General features: G+C 74.5%; 4 protein-coding genes. 3 read left to right on the plus strand and 1 reads right to left on the minus strand.

The features are described from left to right. Positions 1 to 37 precede the first annotated feature (37 nt). Complete coding sequence (locus OG488_RS38045; protein ID WP_443074285.1) at positions 38 to 10624, plus strand: SDR family NAD(P)-dependent oxidoreductase; 10587 nt, start codon at positions 38 to 40, stop codon at positions 10622 to 10624. A 300-nt stretch (positions 10625 to 10924) separates the two neighbouring features. Here OG488_RS38045 and OG488_RS38050 read toward each other — a convergent pair whose 3' ends face one another. Then, on the minus strand, positions 10925 to 13714 hold the full coding sequence (locus OG488_RS38050; protein WP_329238104.1) for a helix-turn-helix transcriptional regulator: 2790 nt from the start codon (positions 13712 to 13714) through the stop codon (positions 10925 to 10927). 640 nt (positions 13715 to 14354) lie between these two features. Here OG488_RS38050 and OG488_RS38055 point away from each other — a divergent pair. Continuing rightward, positions 14355 to 19799: an SDR family NAD(P)-dependent oxidoreductase gene (locus OG488_RS38055; protein ID WP_329238108.1), complete on the plus strand. Its 5445-nt coding sequence runs from the start codon at positions 14355 to 14357 to the stop codon at positions 19797 to 19799. After that, the gene (locus OG488_RS38060; protein ID WP_443074265.1) at positions 19796 to 24553 is read left to right on the plus strand and encodes a type I polyketide synthase; all 4758 of its coding nucleotides are present in this window, start codon (positions 19796 to 19798) and stop codon (positions 24551 to 24553) included. Before OG488_RS38055 ends, OG488_RS38060 begins: the two co-directional genes overlap by 4 nt. Positions 24554 to 24573: the final 20 nt, after the last annotated feature.

The following is a 24573-nucleotide window of genomic DNA, read 5'->3' on the forward strand; positions in this document are numbered from 1 at the left end:
CGGCGATCCGCGCCCGGCGCAGCTCCACCGCACCCCCATCGCATCATCAGCGCCGTCGAGTCAGCAGGGAGCGACACCGACCGTGGACACATCCGTCGAGCAGATCGTCGAGGCGCTGCGCGAGGCCATGCTCGAGAACGAGCGGCTCCGCCGGCACAACGACCGGATCTCCGAAGCCGCGCACGAGCCCGTCGCCGTCGTCGCCATGAGCTGCCGCTACCCCGGCGGCGTCAGCACACCCGAACAGCTGTGGCAGCTGGTCGACGCCGGAGCGGACGCCGTGGGCGACTTCCCCGCCGACCGCGACTGGGACGTCGACGCCATCTACGACCCCGACCCCGACGCTCCCGGCCGCACCCATGTGCGCGAGGGCGGATTCCTCCACGACGCGCCGCGGTTCGACCCGGGGTTCTTCGGTATCAGCCCGCGCGAGGCCGTCGCCATGGACCCGCAGCAGCGGCTGCTGCTGGAGACCGCCTGGGAGGCGTTCGAACGCGCCGGCATCGACCCGCACACCCTGCGCGGCAGCCGCACCGGCATCTACGCGGGCGTCATGTACCACGACTACGGCAGCTGGCTCACGGATGTTCCCGAGGGCGTCGAGGGCTACCTCGGCAACGGCAACCTCGGCAGCGTCGCCTCCGGCCGGGTGTCCTACACCCTCGGCCTGGAGGGCCCGGCCGTCACCGTCGACACCGCCTGCTCCTCCTCACTGGTCGCCCTCCACCTGGCCGTCCAGGCCCTGCGCACCGGAGAGTGCGGTCTCGCCCTGGCCGGCGGGGTGACCGTCATGTCCACCCCGGACACGTTCATCGACTTCTCCCGCCAGCGCGGCCTCGCCCTGGACGGCCGCTGCAAGTCCTTCGCGGAGGGCGCGGACGGCACCGGCTGGGGCGAGGGCGTGGGCATGCTGCTGCTGGAGCGGCTGAGCGACGCCCGCCGCAACGGCCACCGCGTGCTCGCCCTGGTGCGGGGCACCGCCGTCAACCAGGACGGCGCCTCCAACGGCCTGACCGCCCCCAACGGCCCCTCCCAGCAGCGCGTCATACGCGCCGCCCTCGCCAACGCCCGCCTGGAACCGCACCAGGTGCACGCCGTGGAGGCGCACGGCACCGGCACCCCGCTCGGCGACCCGATCGAGGCGCAGGCCCTCATGGCCGCCTACGGCCAGGACCGCGGGGAACCGCTCTGGCTGGGCTCGGTGAAGTCCAACATCGGGCACACGCAGGCCGCCGCCGGGGTCGCCGGCGTCATCAAGATGGTGATGGCCATGCGCCACGGCCGGCTGCCCCGGACCCTGCACGCCGAACGGCCCACCTCCCAGGTCGACTGGGAGGCCGGCGCCGTCCAGCTGCTCGCCGAACCGCGCGAGTGGCCCGCCACCGGCGAGCCCCGCCGCGGCGCCGTGTCCTCCTTCGGGATCAGCGGCACCAACGCCCACGTCATCGTCGAGGCGGCCCCCGACCCCGAGCCGCGCGCCGAGGAGCCGGTCTGGGACCGGCCGCTGCCCCTGGTGCTGTCCGCCCGTGACGAGCCGGGACTGGCCGCGCAGGCCCGCCGCCTCCTGGACCACCTCGCGACCGGCACGGATCCCGTGCCCGACGTCGCCCACGCCCTGGCCACCGCCCGCGCCGCCCTGGACCGGCGGGCCGTCGTCGTCGGCGCGGATCTGAGCGCCGTGACCGCCGGCCTCACCGCCCTGGCCGAGAGCGACCCCGCGTCCGGCGTGGTGCGCGGCACGCCGACGGGGGAGTCCCGCATCGCGTTCGTCTTCCCCGGGCAGGGCTCCCAGTGGGCCGGCATGGCAGCCGATCTCCTGGACGCCTCTCCGGTGTTCGCCGCCACCATGGCCGACTGCGCCGAGGCGCTCGCCCCCTTCACCGACTGGGATCTCGTCGAGACCGTGCGCGAACGCCGCCCGCTGGAACGGGTGGACGTCGTACAGCCAGCGCTGTGGGCGATCATGGTGTCGCTGGCCGAGGTGTGGCGCGCCCACGGGGTGCGCCCCGCCGCCGTCATCGGCCACTCCCAGGGGGAGATCGCCGCCGCCTGCGTGGCTGGCGCGCTCAGCCTGCCCGACGGCGCCCGCGTCGTGGCCCTGCGCAGCCAGGCCATCGCCGAGGCGCTCTCCGGCCGCGGCGGCATGATGTCGGTGGCCCTGCCCGAGTCCCGGGCACGCGAACTCGTCGCCGCCCACGACGGGCGGGTCTCCGTGGCCGCGGTCAACGGCGCCTCCTCCGTGGTGCTCTCCGGCGACGCCGACGCCCTCGACGCCCTGCGCGAGACGATCGTCGCCGACGGCGGTCGCGCCAAGCGGCTGCCGGTGGACTACGCCTCGCACTGCGCCCACGTCGAGTCGATCCGCGAACGGCTCCTCACCGACCTCGCGGACGTACGGGCGCGCGCCTCGGACGTGCCGTTCTACTCCACCGTCACCAACGGCGTCCTGGACACCACCACGCTGGACGCCGGCTACTGGTACACCAACCTGCGCCGGAGCGTCCTGTTCGAGCCGACCACCCGGTCCCTGCTGGACGCCGGCTACGGGGTGTTCGTCGAGTGCAGCCCGCACCCCGTCCTGCTCAACAGCATCGAGGAGACCGCCCACGCCGCGGACGCGGTCGTCACCGGTCTCGGCTCGCTGCGCCGCGACGACGGAGGCGCCGAACGCCTGCTCACCTCGCTGGGCGAGGCGTTCGTGGCGGGCGTCCCGGTCGACTGGTCCCCGGCGTTCGCCGGGATGCCGGTGCGGCCGGCGGACCTGCCCACCTACGCCTTCCAGCGCGAGCGCTACTGGCTCGGCCGGTCCGCGGCCGCCGGCGACGTCACCGCCGCCGGGCTCCAGATCGCCGGCCACCCGCTGCTGGGCGCGGCCGTCCCGGTCGCCGGTGGTGGCACGCTGTTCACCGGCCGGCTCTCGCTGTCCACCACGCCCTGGCTGGCCGACCACGCGGTCTCCGGCACCACCCTGCTGCCCGGCACCGCACTGGTCGAACTGGCGCTGAGCGCCGGCCACGGCCTCGGTTGCGGACACGTCACCGAACTCACCCTGCAGGCACCCCTGCTGCTGCCCGAGCGGGGCGCCGTCCAGCTCCAGCTGCATGTGGCCCCTGCCGGCGACCACGGGCTCCGCGCGGTGACCGTCCACTCCCGCCCCGAGGGCACCGACGAGGCAGCCTGGGCCCTGAACGCCTCGGGCCTGCTCGCCCCGCAGACCGCGCCGCCCGCCTTCGACCTCGCGGCCTGGCCGCCCCACGGCGCCGAACCGGTCCCGGTGGACGACGCCTACGCCCGGCTGGCGGCTCTCGGGTACGACTACGGGCCGGCCTTCCAGGGCCTGCGCGCGGCCTGGCGGCGCGGCGACGAGACGTACGCCGAGGTCGAACTGCCAGGCGAGGAAGCCGGCTTCGGCCTCCACCCGGCCCTGTTCGACGCCGCCCTGCACGCCGACGGCCTCGACGCGCACGGCCAGGGGACGGCCCGGCTGCCCTTCGCCTGGACCGGTGTGTCGCTGTACGCGGCAGGGGCCACCGCCCTGCGGGTCCGCCTCCGCGGCGGCGACACGCTCTCCCTGGAACTGGCCGACCCCACCGGCGCCCCGGTCGCCTCCGTCGAGGCCCTGGTCTCCCGCCCGGTCGACGGCCGGGCGCTGGCCTCCCCGGTCCGCGCCGACGACCTGTACCGGCTGGACTGGCCCCTGGTACCCGTACCGGATGCGGCGACTCCCGCCCACGCCGTACTGGACGGGAGGGGCGCGGCCGCGCTCGCACCGCTGCCCGACTGGGTGGTCCTGCCGGTGGCCGGCGGCGACGACCCGGTGGCATCGGTGCGCGAGGCGACCGAACGGGTCCTGACCGCCCTGAAGGACTGGCTGGCGGACGAACGGACCGCGGAGGCCCGCCTCCTGGTCCTCACCGGTGGCGCGGTCACCACCGGCGACGAGGGCGCCGTCGACCTGGCGGGCGCCGCCGTGTGGGGCCTCGTCCGCGCCGCCCAGGGCGAGCACCCGGACCGCATCGTCCTCGTGGACGGCGCCCCTGGCACGGCGGGCAGCGACGACGGCGACCGGATCGCCGACGCCGTCCGCGCCGCCGCGGCGAGCGGCGAACCGCAGCTGGCCCTGCGCGCAGGCACTGTCCGGGTGCCCCGGCTGGCCCGCGCCGTCGTACGGGGGAGCGCCGCCCCGCTCGACCCCGACGGCACCGTACTGATCACCGGCGGCACCGGCGTGCTCGGCGCCGTGGTCGCCCGGCACCTGGCCACCGGCCACGGCGTGCGCCGGCTGGTCCTGGCCGGGCGCAGCGGCACCGCCGCCGACGACTTCGCCGACCTCGCCGAGCAGGGCGTCCAGGTCGTCGTCGCCCGCTGCGACGCCGCCGAACACGACGAGCTGGCCGCGCTCCTGGCCGGCGTACCCGCGGCGCATCCCCTGACCGCCGTGGTGCACCTCGCGGGCGTCCTCGACGACGGACTGGTCACCGACCAGACCCCCGAGCGCCTGGACGCCGTGCTGCGGCCCAAGGCGGACGCCGCCTGGAACCTGCACGAGCTCACCCGGGACATGGATCTCGCGGCGTTCGTGCTGTTCTCCTCGGCCGCCGGCACCGTCGACGGAGCCGGACAGTCCGGATACGCCGCCGCCAACGCGTTCCTCGACGCCCTCGCCGCGCACCGGGCCTCCCTGGGGCTGCCGGCGCTCTCGCTGGCCTGGGGCTTCTGGGAACAGCGCACCGGCATGACCGCCCACCTCACCGACACCGACGTCGAGCGCATGACGCGCGCGGGAGTCCGGCCCCTGCCCACCGAGGAGGGACTGCGGCTGCTCGACACCGCGCTCGCCGCCGACGAACCGCTGCTGCTGCCCATCGGCCTGGACCTGCGTGCCCTGCGCGGCGCCGACGGTGTCCCGGCCCTGCTGCGCGGTCTGGTGCCCGCCCCCGCCCGCCGGGCCGCTGCCGCAAGGGCAGCCGGCGCCTCCCTGGCCGACCGGCTGGCCGCTCTGGGCCCCGCCGAACGGGACGCGGAGCTGATGGAACTGATCCGCACCCAGGTGGCCGCGGTCCTCGGTCACGGGACCGACATGGTGCTCGACCCGCGCCGCTCCTTCCGCGAGGCCGGGTTCGACTCGCTGACCGCGGTCGAGCTGCGCAACCGGCTGGGCGGCGCCGTCGGCCTGCGGCTGCCCGCCACCCTCGTCTTCGACCACCCCGACGCCGACGCCCTGGTGCGATACCTGAGGACGGAACTCCTCGGCGACGCCGCGGACGCCCCCGGCACCGCGGCACCGGAGACGGCCTACGCGGCGGACGAACCCGTGGCGATCGTCGGCATGGCCTGCCGCTACCCCGGTGGTGTCACCACCCCCGAGGAGCTCTGGCGGCTGCTCGCCGACGGCGGGGACGGCATCGGCGACTTCCCGGACGACCGGGGATGGGACCTGGACACCCTGTACGACCCGGAGCCCGGTAAGCCGGGCCACTGCAGCACCCGCTCGGGCGGATTCCTGTACGACGCCGCCGACTTCGACCACGACTTCTTCGGCATCGGCCCCCGCGAGGCCCTCGCCATGGACCCGCAGCAGCGGCTGCTGCTGGAAACCTCCTGGGAGGCACTGGAGCGCGCCGGCATCGACCCGCACAGCGTGCGCGGCAGCCGCACCGGGGTGTTCGCCGGCGTGATGTACCACGACTACGGCAGCCGACTGCGCGACGTCCCCGAGGCCGTCCGCGACTACCTCGGCAACGGAAGCCTCGGCAGCGTCGTCTCGGGCCGGGTCGCCTACGCCCTCGGCCTGGAGGGCCCCGCCCTCACCGTCGACACGGCCTGCTCCTCGTCGCTGGTGGCGCTGCACCTGGCCGCGCAGGCGCTACGACGGGGCGAGTGCACCCTGGCGATGGCGGGCGGAGTCTCCGTGATGTCGACCGTCGACACGTTCGTCGACTTCAGCAGACAGCGCAATCTCGCCGCGGACGGCCGCGTCAAGTCCTTCGCCGAGGAGGCGGACGGCACGGCCCTGTCGGAGGGCGTCGGTGTGCTGGTGTTGGAGCGGTTGTCGGATGCTCGGCGGTCGGGGCATCGGGTGTTGGCGGTGGTGCGGGGGAGTGCGGTGAATCAGGATGGTGCGTCGAATGGTCTGACGGCGCCGAATGGTCCGTCTCAGCAGCGGGTGGTGCGGCAGGCGTTGGTGTCGGCGGGGGTGTCGGCTGCTGAGGTGGATGTGGTGGAGGCGCATGGGACGGGGACGGAGTTGGGTGATCCGATCGAGGCTCAGGCGTTGTTGGCTGTGTATGGGCGGGATCGGTCGGGGGATCGTCCGTTGTGGTTGGGGTCGGTGAAGTCGAACATCGGTCATGCGCAGGCGGCTGCGGGTGTGGCGGGTGTGATGAAGATGGTGTTGGCGTTGGGGGAGGGGGTGTTGCCGCGGACGTTGGGTGTGGGTGTGCCGTCGCGGAAGGTGGAGTGGGGTGCGGGGCGGGTTCGGTTGCTGGAGGTGGAGCGTCCGTGGGTGCGGGGTGAGCGGGTGCGTCGTGCGGGGGTGTCGTCGTTCGGGATCAGTGGGACCAATGCACACGTGATCCTGGAGGAGGCCCCCGACGACGACACCGGCCCCCACACCGAGGCCGGGATCCAGGCCCCCCTGCTGCCCGTGGTCCTCTCCGGCGCCACCCCGGGGGCACTGGCCGACCAGGCCGACCGGCTGCGCGCCGTCGCCGACGAGCGGATCACCGACCTCGTCCACTCCCTGTCCACGGGCCGTGCCGCCCTCACCCACCGGGGCGCGGTCGTCGCCCGTGACCGGGACGAACTGCTGGCCGGCCTGACCGCGCTGGCCGACGGCGCCACCAGCGACACCGTCGTGCGCGGCCGCCCCGTCGCCGGCCGCACCGCCTTCCTGTTCACCGGGCAGGGCGCCCAGCGGGCAGGCATGGGCCGTGGCCTGTACGACGCCCACCCCGCTTTCCGGCGGGCACTGGACGAGGTGTGCGAGGCACTGGACGCCCACCTGGACCGCCCGCTGCGCGAGGTCATGTGGGCCGAACCGGGTAGCGACGCGGCCGGGTCGCTCGATTCCACGCTCTACACCCAGAGCGCCCTGTTCGCGGTGGAGACGGCCCTGTACCGCCTGCTGGAGTCCTACGGCATCCGCCCGGACCGGCTGGCCGGCCACTCCATCGGCGAACTGACCGCGGCCCACGTCGCCGGTGTCTGGGACCTCGCGGACGCGGCCCGGCTGGTCACCGCGCGCGGCCGGCTCATGCAGGCCCTGCCCGAGGGCGGCGCCATGCTCGCCGTGGACGCGGCCGAGGCCGAGGTGCTGCCGCACCTCGGCCCCGACCTGTCCTTGGCCGCCGTCAACGGCCCGCGCGCGGTCGTGGTCTCCGGTACGCGGGCGGCGGTTGAGGCGGTCGCCGCCGCCTTCGCCGACCGCCGCACCAAGCGGCTGCGCGTCAGCCACGCCTTCCACTCGCCCCTCATGGACCCGATGCTGGCCGAGTTCGAGAAGGCCGCTCGCGAACTGAGTTACGCCGCGCCCACGATCCCCGTCGTCTCCGACGTCACCGGCACGTACGCCACCGAGGACGAGCTGTGCTCGCCCGAGTACTGGGTGCGTCACGTCCGGGAGACGGTCCGCTTCGGGGACGCGATCCGCGCCCTGGAGGACGACGGCGTCCGCACCTTCCTCGAACTCGGCCCCGACGCCGTCCTGTCGGCGATGGGCGCGCACGCCCTCGCCGACCCGGAGCGGTCGGTGTTCGTGCCGGCCCTGCGCCGTGAGCGTGACGAGGAGGTGACGCTCGCCGGGCTCGTCGCCGCCGCCCACGTCCGCGGTCTGCCCATCGACTGGCCGGGAGCTCACGCCGGGACCGACGCCCGCCGCGTCGACCTGCCGACGTACGCCTTCCAGCGACAGCGGCTCTGGCTGACGGACGGGCCCGGGACGGCCACCGACGCAAGCGGGCTCGGCCAGTCGCCCGCCGGGCACCCGATGCTCGGCGCCGCCCTCACCCTCGCCGCCGCCGACACCGTCGCGCTGACCGGCCGCCTCTCCCTGGCCACCCATCCCTGGCTGGCCGACCACGCCGTCGCGGGGGTCGTCCTGGTCCCCGGCAGCGCCTTCGTGGAACTCGCCCTCCAGGCCGGCGACCGCGCAGGCTGCCCGCACGTGGAGGAACTCACCCTGGAGCGGCCGCTGGTACTTCCCCGCCACGGTTCCGTGCACCTCCAGGTGACCGCCGCGGCTCCCGGCACCGACGGACGCAGGCAACTGGCCGTGCACGCCCGGCCCGAGGGCACCGACGACGACTGGACCCGGCACGCCACCGGAGTCCTCGCCCCGCAGACCGCTCCCGAACCGGCCCCCGTCGCCGTGTGGCCGCCCGAGGGAGCCGTCCCCGTCGAGGTGAGCGGTCTGTACGGCCACCTCGCCGAGCAGGGGTACGGCTACGGCCCGCTGTTCCGCTGCCTGCGCGCCGCCTGGCGGCTCGGGGACGAGGTCTTCGCCGAACTCGCCCTCCCCGAAGCCGACGCGGCCGACGGCTTCGGACTGCACCCGGCGCTCCTCGACTCCGCGCTCCACGCCATCGACCTGCTCGACGGCCAGGACCCGACCGTCATGACCTTGCCCTTCGCCTGGGAGGGCGTCACCCTGCACGCCACCGGCGCCACCGCCCTGCGGCTGCGGCTCACCCCGCACGGCACCGACCACATGACCCTGGCCCTGTACGACGCCTCGGGCGCGCCGGTCGCCGAGGCGGCGTCGCTGCGCATCCGCCAGGTGACGGCCGAGCAGCTGAACGCCTCGGCCTCCGCCCCCGGTGACCTGTTCAGCGTGCGCTGGACCCCGGCGGAGGTGACCACCGACGGGGCGGCGGCCGAGCCCCGCACCCTGACCGTGACCCTGGACGACGCCTCGGACGCCGACCTGCCGGCCCGGGCCCGCGAGACCGCCGTACGCACCCTCGCCGCGCTCCAGGAGCACCTGGCCGGACCTGCGGACGGCACCCCCCTGGTCGTCGTCACCCGGTCCGCGGTCGCCGTCACCCCCGACGGGGCGCCGGACCCGGCCCAGGCCGTCATCTGGGGCATGGTGCGGTCGGCCGCCGTCGAGCACCCCGGACGGTTCGTGCTGGCCGACACCGACGGTGACGCCGCCTCTGCCGCGGTCCTGCCGGCCGCCGTCGCGACCGGCGTGCCCGAACTCGCCCTGCGCGGCGGCACGGTGTACACACCGGGGCTGACGCCGGCCGGCCGGCCGGGGACGACGCCCGCCATCCCACTGGACCCGGAGGGCACCGTCCTCATCACCGGCGGAACCGGCAGCCTCGGCCGCCTGCTCGCCCGGCACCTGGCCGAGCACCACGGCGCCCGGCACCTGCTTCTGGTCGGCCGCGGCGGCCGGACACCGGACGCGGAGGGGTACGAGGATCCCGTCGCCCCCGGAGCGCGGGTCAGGGTCGCCGCCTGCGACACCACCGACCGCGCAGCCCTGGCCGAACTGCTGGCCTCCGTACCGGAAGCCCATCCGCTGACCGCTGTCGTGCACGCCGCGGGCGTCCTGGACGACGGTCTGCTCACCGACCTCACGGCCGCGCGCACGGAGACGGTGATGCGGCCCAAGACCGACGCGGCCTGGCACCTGCACGAGCTCACCGGACACCTGGACCTGGACGCCTTCGTCCTCTTCTCCTCAGCCGCCGGCACCCTGGGAGCGGCGGGCCAGGCCAACTACGCGGCAGGCAACGCCTTCCTCGACGCCCTCGCCGCGCGGCGGCGGGCGGAGGGGCTGCCCGCGCTGTCGCTGGGCTGGGGTCTGTGGGACACCGGCGACGGCATGGCGGCCGGGCTCGGGGAGGCCGAGATGCGCAGGCTGGCCCGCGACGGCATCCTGCCACTGCCCACCGACCGGGCGCTGTCCCTGTTCGACCAGGCCCTGACCACCGAGGGCCCGCTGCTGCTGCCGATGCGCGTCCAGGTCACCGAGGACGCACCGGCCCTCGTCCGTGCGCTGGCACGGACGCCGGCGCCGGCCCGCCGGGCAGCCCGGGCGGTGGAGGCCGCCCCGGAGGCGGCGGAGCCGTTGTCCCGGCGGTTGGCCGCGCTCGGAGCCGTGGACGGCAGGCGGCTGCTGGCCGACCTGGTCTGCGGCCACGTGGCCGATGTCCTCGGACACGGCTCCGGCAGTGCCGTCGACCCCGAACGCCCGCTGGGCGACCTCGGTGTGGACTCGCTCGCCGCACTGGAGCTGCGCAACCGCCTCGGCGCCGCGACAGGGCTGCGGCTGTCCACCACGCTCACCTTCGACTACCCGACGTCCGACGCCCTCGCCGAGCACCTGTTCGAGGAAATGGGCGGGGCCGGGGCCGACGAGGAACTCGTCGATGTCGAGGCCGAAGTGGTACGCCTGGAGACACTGCTGGGTGCCGCGCTGGACTCCGACGGGCTCGACGACGAGCGGCGCGCCCGGGTGGCCGTGCGCCTCCGGGCCCTCACCGCCCACTGGGACGGCTCGGGGCAGTGGCGGGAACCCGGAAAGGCCGACGACGCCGGCGAGAAGGGGCTGGAGGCGGCCACGGCCGACGAGCTCTTCGGCATCCTCGACGACGAACTCGGCAGCTTCGGCTGACCCGACGACGACGGGCGGGACGGTGGGACGGGTGAGGCCCGGGGCGTGGGACAAACGCCCCGGGCCTCCCCCGTCTCGTGACCCCTGTTGCTTGACCCGTCTCGTGCCCCCGGCCCGGGTTGCCGGGCCTGCACCGAGGAGCCGCACGGGCCGCACGGCCGCCGTCGGTGACCTGGCCCGCTCAGCCGAAAGGCCCCCTCCGGAGCCTCTGGGGGCTTGCGAAGAGGGCCGTGCGGTGCGGTCGGACGCGGCATTCCGTCGTCACGGGAGCAGGGTGGACCGGGCGAGCAGGGTCGGAGGTCAGCCCGCGGAGGAGTGGGTGGCGGCCCAGCGGTCGGACAGTTTCGGGATGCGGTGCTCCAGCATCTTCGGCGGCAGCTCGGACCGGCTGGCCACGTTCAGCTTGCGGTAGACCCGGGTGAGGTGCTGTTCCACCGTGCTGATCGTGACATGCAGCCGCCCGCTGATCTCGCGGTTGGTGTACCCCAGCGCGGCCAGGCCCGCGACCCGGCACTCCGCGTCGCTCAGGATGGCCGTGCCCTCGGCCTCGGACCCCTCGGACTGCCCCGGATCCTCCAGCAGGTGCGCGTCGACCGGCGATTCGACGCTGCACGCCTCCGCCTCACGGGCCGCCTGGCGGGCGACCAGCCGGGCGCGGGCGTACTCGCCCAGTTCGTAGTGGGCCGCTGACAGATCGGCGTAGGCCTGGGCAAGGGTGTGCTGGTCGCCGCAGAGCTTGAGCAGGTCGATCGCCTCACGCAGCAGCGAGGCCCTGCGGTGGGGCTTGCTGGTGGCGGCCAGCATCCGCAACGCCATCGCCCGCGCTCGGGAACTGTGACCGCCGGGCAGTCGCAGCTGCTCCTCGGCGCACTCCCGGGCGGTGCGGGCCTTGCCGATCCGTAGATTCGCCAGGGCCAGGTCGGACCGCCAGGGGATGCCCTTCTGCAGGCTGGAGTTTCCCTGCCGCATCAGCCGGCTGCACGTCTCGAAGTCGTTGAGCGCGGCGAACGGCCGGTCGGTGACGAGGTAGTGGTGCCCCCGGGCCCGCAGGTACTGGATCCCGAAGACGGTGCGGAACATCGGCTCGGGCACGTCCCGCTTGAGCACCCGCTCGGCCTCGTCGTAGGCACCCATCGCGGTGTGGGCGAAGATCGCCGTCGACATCGGAAGCCCGGCGAGGACTCCCCAGCTCCCGTCGTGCAGGCTGCTCAGCGCGGTGTCGGCCCCTTCGGCCGCCTTCGTCATGTCCCCGCGCAGCAGCGCGATCTCCGCCCGTACGCTGCCGAGCAACGCCTGCCAGGTGGTCGCCCGGCGCTCCACCGCGGACTCCAGCAGGGCATCGCACGCCTCGGCGGCGACCGCGGGCCGGTCGGCGTGGGCGATCGCGAGGAGCGCCATCGCCACCAGCTCCAGGTTGAGGTGGTCGAGTTTGCTGCCCTGCAGGGCCTGGGCCACGGCCGCCGCGGAGTCGTCCGTGGCGACACCGCCGACCAGTATCGCCACCTGCGCGGCCAGTCCGCCGTCACGGACGTCGGGGGCCCGCCGGTGCAGGTCGCCGCCGGCCGTGCCCTGCGGGCTCCTGGCGGGCAGCCCGACGCCGTAGAACCACTGCCGCACGAACTCGACCTCGACGAGGATCTGCGCGTCACCGGGGGAGCGCGCGGGCACCAGCGTGGCCACGGTCTCGGCGGCCAGTTCGGTGTCGCCCTGCCACAGCATGTGTCTCATGACGGTGGCGGTGTCGCGCATGTTCAGCGCACCTTCCAGCGCTGGCCGGCGCAGCGGCTCCAGGTGGGCGCCCGCCGCGGCCGGGTTCACGCGCCACTCCGCCCGGGCCAGGGCGGCCGACAGGGCGTTGCGCTCCTGCGGGTCGGTGCAGTCGCGCAGCACCAGGTCCAGGTAACTGCTGCACAGCTCCACGTCGTCCGCGGCCAGGGCCTGCTCGGCGGCGGCACGCAGCACGCCAGGGCCCCACGGGTACGGGACCCGGTCCGCGGCGCGCAGGTGCCGGGCCATGTCACCGGCGGGCGCGCCGCAGCGGTACAGCAGGTCGGCGATGCGTTCGTGAAGGGTGGTGCGCGCGGGAGCGTCCATGTCGTCGAGCACCGCGGTCGCCGCGGCCGGCAGCCGGAAGATGTGACCGTCGAGCAGCCCCACGGAGTTGAGAGCCTCGACGGCCTCCTCGACCCCGGTGGGCGAGGTGTCGGCCAGATCGCTCAGGGTGCCGGAGGAGGCGGGTGCGCCGAGGGCGGCGAGCGTCCGGACCACCCGTAGGTGGCGCGGCTCACCGCGGTGCACGAGCGACAGCACCGCCTGGCGGTAGGCGGTGCCGGCGATGGGCCGGTCGATGTCGTGGCCGAAGCGGGTGCTGTCGTCCAGCAGGGCGTGCACCAGCAGGGGGTTGCCGGCTGTGGCCCGGTGGAAGGCGCGGCCCACCCCGGCCGGCAGGGCGGCACCCGACTGCGCGTCGAGGAGTTCGCCGACGCCCCGCTCCGACAGCGGACCGAGACGGGCCCGGCGGTGCGGTCGGCGGATGAGTTCGGCGTGAGCGGCCGAGCACCGGCCGGTGCCGGAATGGCCGGATGTGGTGCACACCACGAGGACGGGCCGGAAGCGGCTCCTGCCCAGCAGATGGACGACGGCGCACAGGGATGCCTCGTCCATGAGGTGGGCGTCGTCCACGGCCACCACCAGGGGGCCGTCGCCCTCCGCGAGCCTCAGCAGCGCCTCTGTGGTGTCCGGCTCCGGACCTTCGAAGCCCGTTCCGGCTCGGTACTCCGAATGCCGGGAGAATGCCTCTGCGTGTATGCCGACCCGTTGCGTGGGGTTCAACGGAAGGGGCTGCACCTCACCGTTGCGCAGTAATTGCCGCAGCAGACTCATCGGCCGGTCTCGCTGGGCAGGGTGCGCCGTGCCGTGGAGTATGCGTGCGCCCGATCTGTCCGGAGCGGCCAGGAATTCGTGCAGGAGCTGGGTCTTCCCGGAACCGGGGCCGCCCGTGACTATCACCAGCCGCCCGGATCTTCGAGTGCATTCGGTAAACGCCTCGTTAAGTATGTGTAATTCTTTGGAGCGGTCGAAAAGGCGCATGGTGTCCCCCCTGTGTCCAGTAACTCCCATGGATTCGCGCCCATCTGGGATGAAATGCGGCGATAGGGGACCGGTCCGAGTCCCTTGCTCTGCCCGCGTTCCGCTGCCGAGGGTCGCCACTGCGTCGTTGCGGTGGCGGCCCGTCGGGGCCGCGGTCCAACCCTACGACGGTTCCGAATATGAGAGCGGTAGGAAAGTGTCATTCTTTTGTGTGGCGCGATTCGATCGGTTCGGCAATCCTTTCCGGAGGGAAGGAAAAGAGCTGCTCAATCAAATGAATAGCGAGGCTATAGGTCGTTGTCAACGTTGTCAACCAGGCCCTTCCGGAAGTTACTTCCCGTTCATGATGCCTGGCGGGACGGCTTTCCCGGCCGATTGATTTACCGGGAAGTAAAGAAAGGAATCGGGCCGCGACGCGCATGAAACCGGTCACGTTTCCCGCATCGCACCTGCCCGTTCGGGCACTCCGTCCGACCGCCCCCTGTACCGGCTCACGGGCCCCTGGGGGCCGTAGGGGTATCAAGCGCCACCGTCCCCTACCTAGCCTCCGTCAACGGAGGGGGAAGCGGACCGGGATCCCGTCCGGAGACAGTCCGCAGGACCGAGGCCCCACTTTCGATCCCGATCGGATGGCGCGCTGGTGAACAACGAAGAGCAGCTGCTCGACTACCTCAGGCGTACGACGGCGGATCTCCGGGAGGCACGGCGCCGGCTGCGCGAGAACGAACAACGCGCACACGGCCCGGTGGCCATCGTCGGCATCGGCTGCCGCTACCCGGGTGGTGTCACTTCGCCCGAGGACCTGTGGAACCTGGTGGCGACGGGAACCGACGCCGTGTCGGAGTTCCCCGGCGACCGCGGCTGGGACGTGGACGCCCTGTACGACCCCGACCCGGACCGGCCCGGCACGACCTACGCACGCACGGGCGGTTTCCTGCACGACGCCCCCGACTTCGACTACGACTTCTTCGGCATCAGCCCCCGTGAGGCCCTCGCCATGGACCCGCAGCAACGCCTGCTGCTGGAGACGTCCTTCGAGGCATTCGAGCGGGCTGGCATCGTCCCGGCCTCCCTGCGCGGGACCCGCACCGGCGTCTTCGCCGGTGTGATGTACAACGACTACGCCACCCGCCTCGACACCGTCCCCGACGACCTCGACGGCTACCTCGCCAACGGCAGCGCCGCGAGCATCGCCTCCGGGCGCATCGCCTACACGTTCGGCCTGGAGGGCCCGGTCGTCACCGTCGACACCGCCTGTTCCTCCTCGCTGGTCGCCCTGCACTGGGCGGTGCGCGCGCTGCAGGCCGGCGAGTGCTCCCTCGCGCTGGCGGGCGGGGTCACCGTGATGTCCACCCCTGAGACGTTCGTCGACTTCAGCAGGCAGCGCGGCCTCGCCCCCGACGGCCGGTGCAAGGCCTTCTCGACCGCCGCCGACGGCACCGGCTGGGGCGAGGGTGCCGGCATGCTGCTCGTCGAACGTCTGGCCGACGCCCGGCGCAACGGACACCCGGTGCTCGCCGTGGTCCGTGGCAGCGCCGTCAACTCCGACGGCGCCAGCAGCCGGCTGACCGCGCCCAACGGCCCCTCCCAGCAACGAGTCATCCGCCAGGCGCTGGCCGGCGCCGGACTCACCGCCGCCGACGTCGACGTGGTCGAGGCGCACGGCACCGGAACCTCACTCGGCGACCCGATCGAGGCACAGGCGCTGCTGGCGACGTACGGCCGCGAGCACCCCGCGGACCGGCCGTTGCTGCTGGGCTCCGTCAAGTCCAACCTCGGTCACACCCAGGCCGCCGCAGGCGTCGCCGGGGTCGTCAAGATGGTCATGGCCATGCGCCACGGAGAGGTACCGCCCACCCTCCACGTCGACGCCCCCACGGACCAGGTGGACTGGGACGCGGGAGCCGTCGAACTGGCCCTGGAGCGGAGCCCCTGGCCCGACAGCGGCGGTCCGCGCCGCGCGGCCGTCTCCTCCTTCGGCATCAGCGGCACCAACGCCCACGTCGTGCTGGAACAGGCCCCCGTCGAAGAGGGACCCGCGGCCGCCCCCGGCACCCAGGAGACACCCGCCGCGACGGTGGCCGAACCCCGTGCGAGCGTTCCCGCCGCCACGCCCGTGCCCTGGATCGTCACCGGCCGGAGCTCCGAGGCACTCACCGGCCAGATCGCCCGCCTGCGCGATCACCTCACCGGACACGACGACGCCGCTCCGGCGGACATCGCGCTGTCGTTGGCCACCACCCGCACCCACTTCGCACACCGAGCCGTCGCCGTCGGCAGCGACACCGGCGCACTGCTCGACGCCCTGGCCACCGCGAAGCCGCTCACCCCGGTCGGCGGCAGGACGGCGTTCCTGTTCACCGGGCAGGGCGTCCAACGCCCCGGCATGGGCCGCGCCCTGCACCGCGCCTACCCCGTCTACGCCGAGGCGTTCGACGCGGTGTGCGCGCTCGCCGATCCCCGTCTGGAGCGCCCGCTCGGCGAGGTGATCGACGGTGACTCCTCGCCGCTCACCCGCACCGATCACGCGCAGATCGCGATCTTCGCCACCGAGGTGGCCATGTACCGGCTGCTGGAGTCCTGGGGCGTGGTGCCGGACCACCTGGCCGGTCACTCCGTCGGTGAACTTGCGGCCGCCCATGTCGCCGGGGTGTTCTCGCTGCCGGACGCGGTCTCCCTCGTCCTCGCCCGCGGCGGCCTGATGGCAGGCCTCCCGGCCGGCGGTGCCATGGCCGCGCTGCGGGCGACCGAGGAGGAGGTCGCCCCGTACCTCGACGGGCGGGTCGGTCTCGCCGCCGTCAACGGCCCCCGCTCCGTGGTGGTCTCGGGAACCGAGGAGGCCGTCGACGCACTCTCCGCCCGCTTCGGAGGCGGCAAGCGGCTCAAGGTCTCCCACGCCTTCCACTCACCGCTGATGGACCCGATGCTGGAAGCCTTCGCCGAGGCCGCCTCCCGGTGCGACTACCAGGAGCCCCGGATCCCGTTGGTCTCCGCCCTCTCCGGCGCCCTCGCCGGCCCCGGCGAGCTCACCACCCCCGGCTACTGGGTGGACCATGTCCGCCGCACCGTCCGTTTCGCCCCCGCTCTCGACACCCTGCACGACCTGGGCGTCCGGGCGTTCCTCGAGGTCGGCCCGGACGCGGCGCTCACCGCCCTGGCAGCCGAGTGCCTCCCCCCTGACAGCGTGTGCCTGCCCGTCATGCGCCGCGACGGTGACGAGACGCACGACTTCGTCAGCGCGGTCGCCCGGCTCCACGCCGCCGGGGGGACCGTCGACTGGGAGGCGTTCCACGCCCCCCACCACGCCCGGGTCACCGACCTCCCCACCTACGCCTTCCGGCGGACCCGCCTGTGGCTCGAGGCCGCAGTCGGCGGCACAGGCGACGCCGACGGGCTCGGACAGCAGGCCACCGGTCATCCGTTGCTGACCGCCGCGACCGAACTGCCCGACACCCAGGGCGCGGTCCTCACCGGGCGGCTGTCCCTGTCCTCCCACCCCTGGCTCGGCGACCACGCCGTCCACGGCACCGTCCTGCTGCCCGGCACCGCCTTCGTCGAGATGGCGCTGCGGGCCGCCGCGCAGACCGGCTGCGCCACTGTCGGGGAACTCACCCTGCACGCTCCCCTCACCCTGCCCGAACACGGCTCCGTGGCCGTACAGGTCGCCGTCGACGCGGAACGGGACGGACGCCGCGAACTCACCGTCTGGTCCCGCCGCACCGACACCCCGGACACCCCGTGGACCCGTAACGCCGGGGGCGTCCTGACCACCGCGCCCACCGACGGGGCACCGCACACCGACCCCGCCGCCTGGCCCCCCGCCGGCGCGGAACCCGTCGGCCTGGACGGGCTCTACACGCAACTGGCCCGCACCGGATACGGCTACGGCGAGGTCTTCCAGGGCCTGCGCGCCATGTGGCGCCGGGGCGAGGAACTGTACGCCGAAGCCGCCCTGCCGGAGGTGGCACGCACCACCGCCGGCGCGTTCGGCCTCCACCCGGCCCTGCTGGACGCCGCCCTGCACGTCAACCTGCTGGACCTGGCCGGCGGACAGGCCGTTCTGCCGTTCGCCTGGAGCGGCGTCACCCTGCACCGGGCGGGCACCGACCGCCTGCGCCTGTGTCTGTCCCCGGCGGGCAACGACGCCGTACGCCTCGACCTGGCAGACGGGGACGGCACACCCGTCGCCACCGTCCGCGGCCTCGTGGCCCGCCCCGTCACGGCCGACCAGCTCACCGCGGACGCCGACGACCCCCTGTACCGGGTCGACCTCGTCCCGGCCCCGGGCGCGGCGCACCCGGTCCCGTCCGCCCTGGCCGTGTGCGGCGCCGACGCCGGCCTCGACGCGCCCCGGCACCGCGACCTCGCCGCACTGGCGGACGCGGGCGAAGTGCCCGGCACGGTCGTCCTGGCCGTACCCGCCGACCCCGCCGGCGGCACCGGCCTGCCGGAGCGGGCACGGGACCTGGTCGGCACCACCCTGGACACCCTGCGCCACTGGCTCGACGACGAACGCTTCACCGGCAGTCGGCTCGCCGTACTGCTGCGCGGCGACCAGCTCGCGCACAGCCCGCTGTTCGGCCTCGTGCGCGCCGCGACGGCCGAGAACCCCGGCCGCTTCCTGCTGATCGGCACCGACGGCAGCGCCGCCCCGGACACCGCCCTCGCCACCGCGCTGGCCTCCGACGAGCCGGAGATCGCCGTACGGGACGGAGAGGTACGCGTGCCGCGCCTGGCCCGCGCCAAGCCCGGCGCTACCCTCGCCTGGGACCCTGACGGCACCGTGCTCATCACCGGCGGGACCGGCGGCCTGGGTGCCCTGATCGCCCGCCACCTGGTCACCGAGCACGGCGTACGCCGCCTGCTGCTCGCCGGGCGGCGCGGCGCGGACGCCCCCGGCGCGGCAGGCCTCCGTGACGAACTCGCCGCCCTCGGCGCCGAGGTCACCCTCGCCCGCTGCGACGTCGCGGACCGCGCCGACCTCGCCGCACTGCTCGGCCGGCACCCGGTCCGCGCCGTGGTGCACGCCGCAGGCGTCGTCGACAACGGGGTCCTGGCCACCCTCGACGCCGACCGCGTCGAACGGGTCCTGCGGCCCAAGGTGGACGCCGCCTGGCACCTGCACGACCTGACGCGGGACTCGGACCTGTCCGCGTTCGTCCTGCTGTCCTCCACCGCGGGTCTGCTCGTAGGCGCCGGCCAGGCCAACTACGCGGCCGCCAACACCTTCCTCGACGGCCTCGCTGCCCACCGCCGCTCCCTCGGCCTGCCCGCCGTCTCGCTGGCCTACGGCCTGTGGGCATCGGGCGGCGGCATGAGCGCGGGCATCGAATCGGCCGACCTGGAGCGGCTGCGCCGCCTCGGCCTGCCGCCCCTGGCCCCGGCCCAGGCACTGCGCATGTTCGACGCGGCCCTCGGCACCGAGGACGCCCTCGTGGTTCCCGTCCGGCTGGACGGGGCGGCCGTACGGGCCCGGCCGGACGGCGTCCCCGCGCTGCTGCGCGGACTCGTCCGCCCCGCGGCCCGCAGGCCCGGCGCCGACACCGCGGACAGCCCCTCGTCCGTCTCCTGGGGCGAGCGGCTCGCCGCCCTGCCCGACACCGAACGCGACCGTGTCCTGCTGGACCTGGTCCGCACCCATGTCGCCGGCGTGCTCGGACACCCCTCACCGCAGTCGGTGGACCCCGGACGCGCCTTCCAGGAGATGGGCTTCGACTCGCTCGCTGCCGTCGAGCTGCGGAACCTCCTGGCGGGCGCGACCGGCCTCACCCTCCCGGCGACGCTGGTCTTCGACCAGCCCTCGCCCCGCACACTCGCCGCCCACCTCAGGACCGCACTCGTCCCGGGACCGGCCGACCTCGCCCGGTCCGCCCTGGCCGACGTGGACCGGCTCGAGGCCGCCCTGCTCGGCCTGCCCGACCAGGACGGCAGCCACGCCCGTGTCACCGCGCGCCTCGAAGCACTGCTCCGCGGCTGGCAGGACGCCCGCGGCGGCGACGCCGCGCCCGCGACGCCGCAGGACTTCGGCGAGGCAAGCGACGCAGAACTCTTCGCGACGATCGACAACGAACTGGGAGCCCTGTGATGGAAGACCCGGCAACGGCCGACAAGCTCCGCGACTACCTGAAGCGGGCCACGACCGAGCTGGAGCGCAGCCGGCGCCGCGTACGGGAGCTGGAGGAGCAGGACCACGAACCCGTCGCCATCATCGGTATGGGCTGCCGCTACCCCGGCGGGATACGCACCCCCGAGGACCTGTGGCGCATCGTCGACGAGGGCATCGACGTCGTCTCCGACTTCCCCACCGACCGTGGCTGGGACGTCGACGCCCTCTACGACCCCGAGCCCGGGGCCCCGGGCAAGTCCTACGTGCGCCACGGCGGTTTCCTGTACGACGCCGCCGAGTGCGACCCCGCCTTCTTCGGCATCAGCCCCAAGGACGCGCCCGGCACCGACCCCCAGCAGCGCATGCTGCTGGAGGTCACCTGGGAGGCCTTCGAGCGGGCCGGCATCGACCCCACGGCCGTGAAGGGCACGCAGACCGGTGTCTTCGTCGGCCTGATGCACCACGACTACCTCGGCGGTACCATCTCCGGCAGCATCGTCTCCGGCCGGATCGCCTACACCCTCGGACTGGAGGGCCCGGCGGTCACGATGGACACCGCCTGCTCCTCCTCGCTGGTCGCCCTCCACTCGGCGATCCAGTCGCTGCGCAAGGGCGAGTGCTCCCTCGCGCTGGCGGGCGGGGCCGCCGTCATGGCCAGCCCCGAGATGTTCGTCGAGTTCAGCGAGCGCCGCGCGCTGTCTCCCGACGGCCGCTGCCACTCCTTCTCCGACGACGCCGCCGGCGCCGCCTGGGCCGAGGGCGCGGGCATGCTCCTCGTCGAGCGGCTGTCCGACGCCCGCCGCAACGGCCACACGGTGCTCGCCGTCGTCCGCGGCAGCGCCGTCAACCAGGACGGTGCCTCCAACGGCCTCACCGCGCCCAGCGGACCGGCCCAGGTCCGTGTCATCCGGCAGGCGCTCGCCGACGCCCAGCTGGCCCCGCACCACATCGACGCGGTGGAGGCCCACGGCACCGGCACCACGCTCGGCGATCCCATCGAGGCCCAGGCCGTCATCGCCGCCTACGGGCAGGACCGCCCCGAGGGCCGGCCGCTGTGGCTGGGCTCCATCAAGTCCAACATGGGCCACGCCCAGGCGGCCGCCGGAGTCGGCGCCGTCATCAAGATGGTCATGGCCATGCGCCACGGCACTCTCCCCAGGACGCTGCACGTCGGCACCCCCAGCACCGCTGTCGACTGGAACGCGGGAGACGTCGAACTCCTCACCGAACCCCGCCCCTGGGACGGCGACGGCCGGCCGCGCCGCGCCGCCGTCTCCTCCTTCGGCATCTCCGGCACCAACGCGCACACCGTCCTGGAGGAGGCCCCGCCCGCAGGGACGGGCGAGAGCACCCCCGACCGCGCCGAGCTGCCCGTCGTGCCCTGGCTGCTCTCCGGCAAGGGCGCCGACGCCGTGCGGCGGCAGGCGGAACGGCTGCTGGCGGTCGCCGGAGACCTCGACCCGTACGACGTGGGCCACTCGCTGGCCACCACCCGCTCCCTGTTCAGCCACCGCGCCGCCGTGACCGGCCGTGACCGGGACGAACTGCTGGCGGCCCTGCGCGAGGTCGCCGCGGGCACCCGCACGCCCGTCGTGGCCCCCGAGCCCGGCCGCCTCGCCGTGCTCTTCTCCGGCCAGGGCTCGCAGCGCCCCGGCATGGGCCGCACCCTGCACGCCGCCTTCCCGGTGTTCGCCGCCGCCTTCGACGAGATCTGCGCCGCGTTCGACACTCATCTCGACCGGCCGCTGGCCGACGTCATGTTCGACGAGGACGCCGACGGCGCCGACGCGCCGCTGCACCGCACCGTCTACACCCAGGCGGCGCTGTTCACCTTCGAGACCGCCCTCTACCGGCTGCTGGAGCACTGGGGCGTCCGTCCCGACCTCCTCGCCGGACACTCCATCGGCGAGATCGTCGCGGCCCATGTCGCCGGCGTGCTCGACCTGAAGGACGCGGTCACCCTGGTCGCCGCCAGGGGCCGCCTCATGCAGGACCTGCCGGCCGGGGGAGCGATGGTGTCCCTGCGCGCCACCGAGGCCGACGTCACCGCACTCCTCACCGGCGGTGTCGACATCGCCGCCGTCAACGGCCCGCGCTCCGTCGTGGTCTCCGGCGACGAGGAGGCCGTCCTCGCCGTCGCCGCCCGGGCCGAGAAGAGCACCCGGCTGAAGGTCTCGCACGCCTTCCACTCGCACCGCATGGACCCGATGCTCGAATCCTTCCGCGAGGTACTGGCCGGCCTCACCTTCCGCGAGCCCGCGCTCCCGGTCGTCTCGAACGTCACCGGCCGGATCGCCGACGGCCTGGCCGGCGCCGACTACTGGGTACGGCACGTCCGCGAGGCCGTCCGCTTCCACGACGGGGTCACCACGCTCGCCGCCGAGGGTGCCACCCGCTTCCTGGAGATCGGCCCCGACTCGGTGCTCAGCACCATGGCGCAGGACGTGGTCCCCGACGCCATCGGCACCCAGCGGCGCGACCGTGCCGAGGACGCCGCCCTCGTCGACGCCCTCTGCCGCCTCCACCTCACCGGCACCGGGCCCGACTGGCGCACGGTCTTCACCGGCGGCCGCACCGTCGACCTGCCGACGTATCCGTTCCGGCGGGACCGGCACTGGGAGGACGCCCCCATCCTGCAGGCCGAGCGTCAGGCCGCGGCCGGCTCCGCCGGCGACGCCGGCGACCCGTTCTGGGACCTGGTGCGCGAGCAGGACGTGAGCGCCGTCGCCGCCACCCTCGGTCTCGACGACGAGCGATCCGTCGCCGCCGTCGTCCCCGCCCTCGCCACCTGGCACGGGCGGCGGCAGGCGTCCGCCGCGGCGGACGGACTGCGCTACCGCGTCACCTGGGAACCGCTGGCGCCTTCCGCCACCCCGGTGCTCGGCCAGACCTGGCTGGCCGTCGTCCCCGAGTCCGTCGCCGACGCGCCGTGGGCCACCGGCCTGACCGAGGGACTGGCCGGCCACGGGCTGGACCTCGACACCCTGACCGTGCGGGACACCGCCGACCGCGCCGCTCTGGCCGCCGCACTCACCGGCCGGACCACGGTCGACGGCATCCTGTACCTGCCCGCCCCAAAGACGCGGCCGGACGCCCTGGCCACCCTCGTCCAGGCACTCGGGGACACCGGCGCCGACGCCCCGCTGTGGTGCGCCACCCGGGACGCCGTCGCGCACGGTGCCGGAGCCACCGTCACCGGCTTCGCCCAGGCCGCCCTGTGGGGCCTCGGCCGGGTCGCCGCCCTGGAGCACCCCGACCGGTGGGGCGGCCTCGTCGACCTGCCCGCCGAGGCCGGTCCGCGGACCGTGGCCCGCCTCGCCGCGCTGCTCGGCGACGCCGGAGGCGAGGACCAGGTCGTGATCCGGGAATCCGGCGCCTACGGACGCCGGCTGGAGCGTGCCCCGGCCCGCGCGGGCGCCCCCTGGCAGCCGTCCGGCACCGTGCTGGTCACCGGTGCCACCGGCGCGGTCGGCGCAGCGGTCGCCCGCCTGCTCGCCGCCGAGGGCGCCGAACACCTGCTGCTCGCCTCCCGCCGCGGTCCGGACGCGCCCGGCGCCGCCGACCTGGTCCGTGAACTCACCGCCACCGGCACCGGCGTCACCCTGACCGCCTGCGACGTCGCCGACCGGTCGGCACTGGCCGGCCTGCTGGACTCCGTACCGGCGCAGCAGCCCCTGACGGCCGTCGTGCACCTGGCCGGCGCCCTCGACGACGGCGTCCTGGACGCCCTGGACACAGGCCGGTTCGCCCGCGTCCTCGGCCCCAAGGCGGACGCCGCCCGTCATCTGCACGAACTGACGGCCGGCCTCGGCCTGTCGGCGTTCGTGCTCTTCTCCTCCCTGACCGCCACCGTCGGCGGCGCCGGCCAGGCCAACTACGCCGCCGCCAACGCCTACCTGGACGCCCTGGCCGAACACCGCGACGCGGCCGGACTCCCCGCCACCTCCGTCGCCTGGGGACCCTGGGGCGGCGACGGCATGGCGGCGCACGACACGGTGCGCTCCTCGGCCCGTGCGATGGGCATGTCCCTGCTCGACCCGGACACCGCCCTCACCGCGCTGCGCCGCGCCCTGGACGGCGGCGACACCACGGTCACCGTCGCCGACGTCGACTGGTCGGTGTTCGCCCCCGCGTTCACCGCGACCCGGCCCAGCCCGCTCTTCTCCGCACTCCCGGAGGCCCGGCGCACCACCGGGACGGACGGCGCGAACGCGGCTGACGGCTTCGCGGAGAAGCTCGCGGGACTCACCGGAGGGGAACGCGAGCGCGCCCTGCGGGACCTGGTCTGCGGCCAGGCGGCCACCGTCCTCGGATACGGCGACGCCGGAGCCGTCGAACCGACCAGTGCCTTCCGCGACCTGGGCTTCGACTCGCTCACCTCGGTCGACCTGCGCAACCGGATCAGCGGCGCCGCCGGGGTGCCGCTGCCGGCCACACTCATCTTCGACTACGCCACCCCCGCCGCCCTCGCCACGTACCTGGGCACCGAACTCGCCGGCGCGGGCACCTCCGTGGACGCCGTGGTCGCCGAATTCGAACGGGTCGCCGCCCGGCTCGGCGACCTCACCGCCGAGGACCTGGAACAGAGCAGGGTCACCACCCGCCTGCAGACCCTGCTCAACGACCTGGACAAAACCCTCGGCCAGGATGCGGCAGCCGTCACCGGCCGCCTGGAAGAGGCCTCCGCCGACGACGTCTTCGCGTTCATCGACAACGAACTCGGCTCGGCGTGACCCCGCACTCCCACGACACC

Source organism: Streptomyces sp. NBC_01460 (genome assembly GCF_036227405.1).
GTDB lineage: Bacteria > Actinomycetota > Actinomycetes > Streptomycetales > Streptomycetaceae > Streptomyces.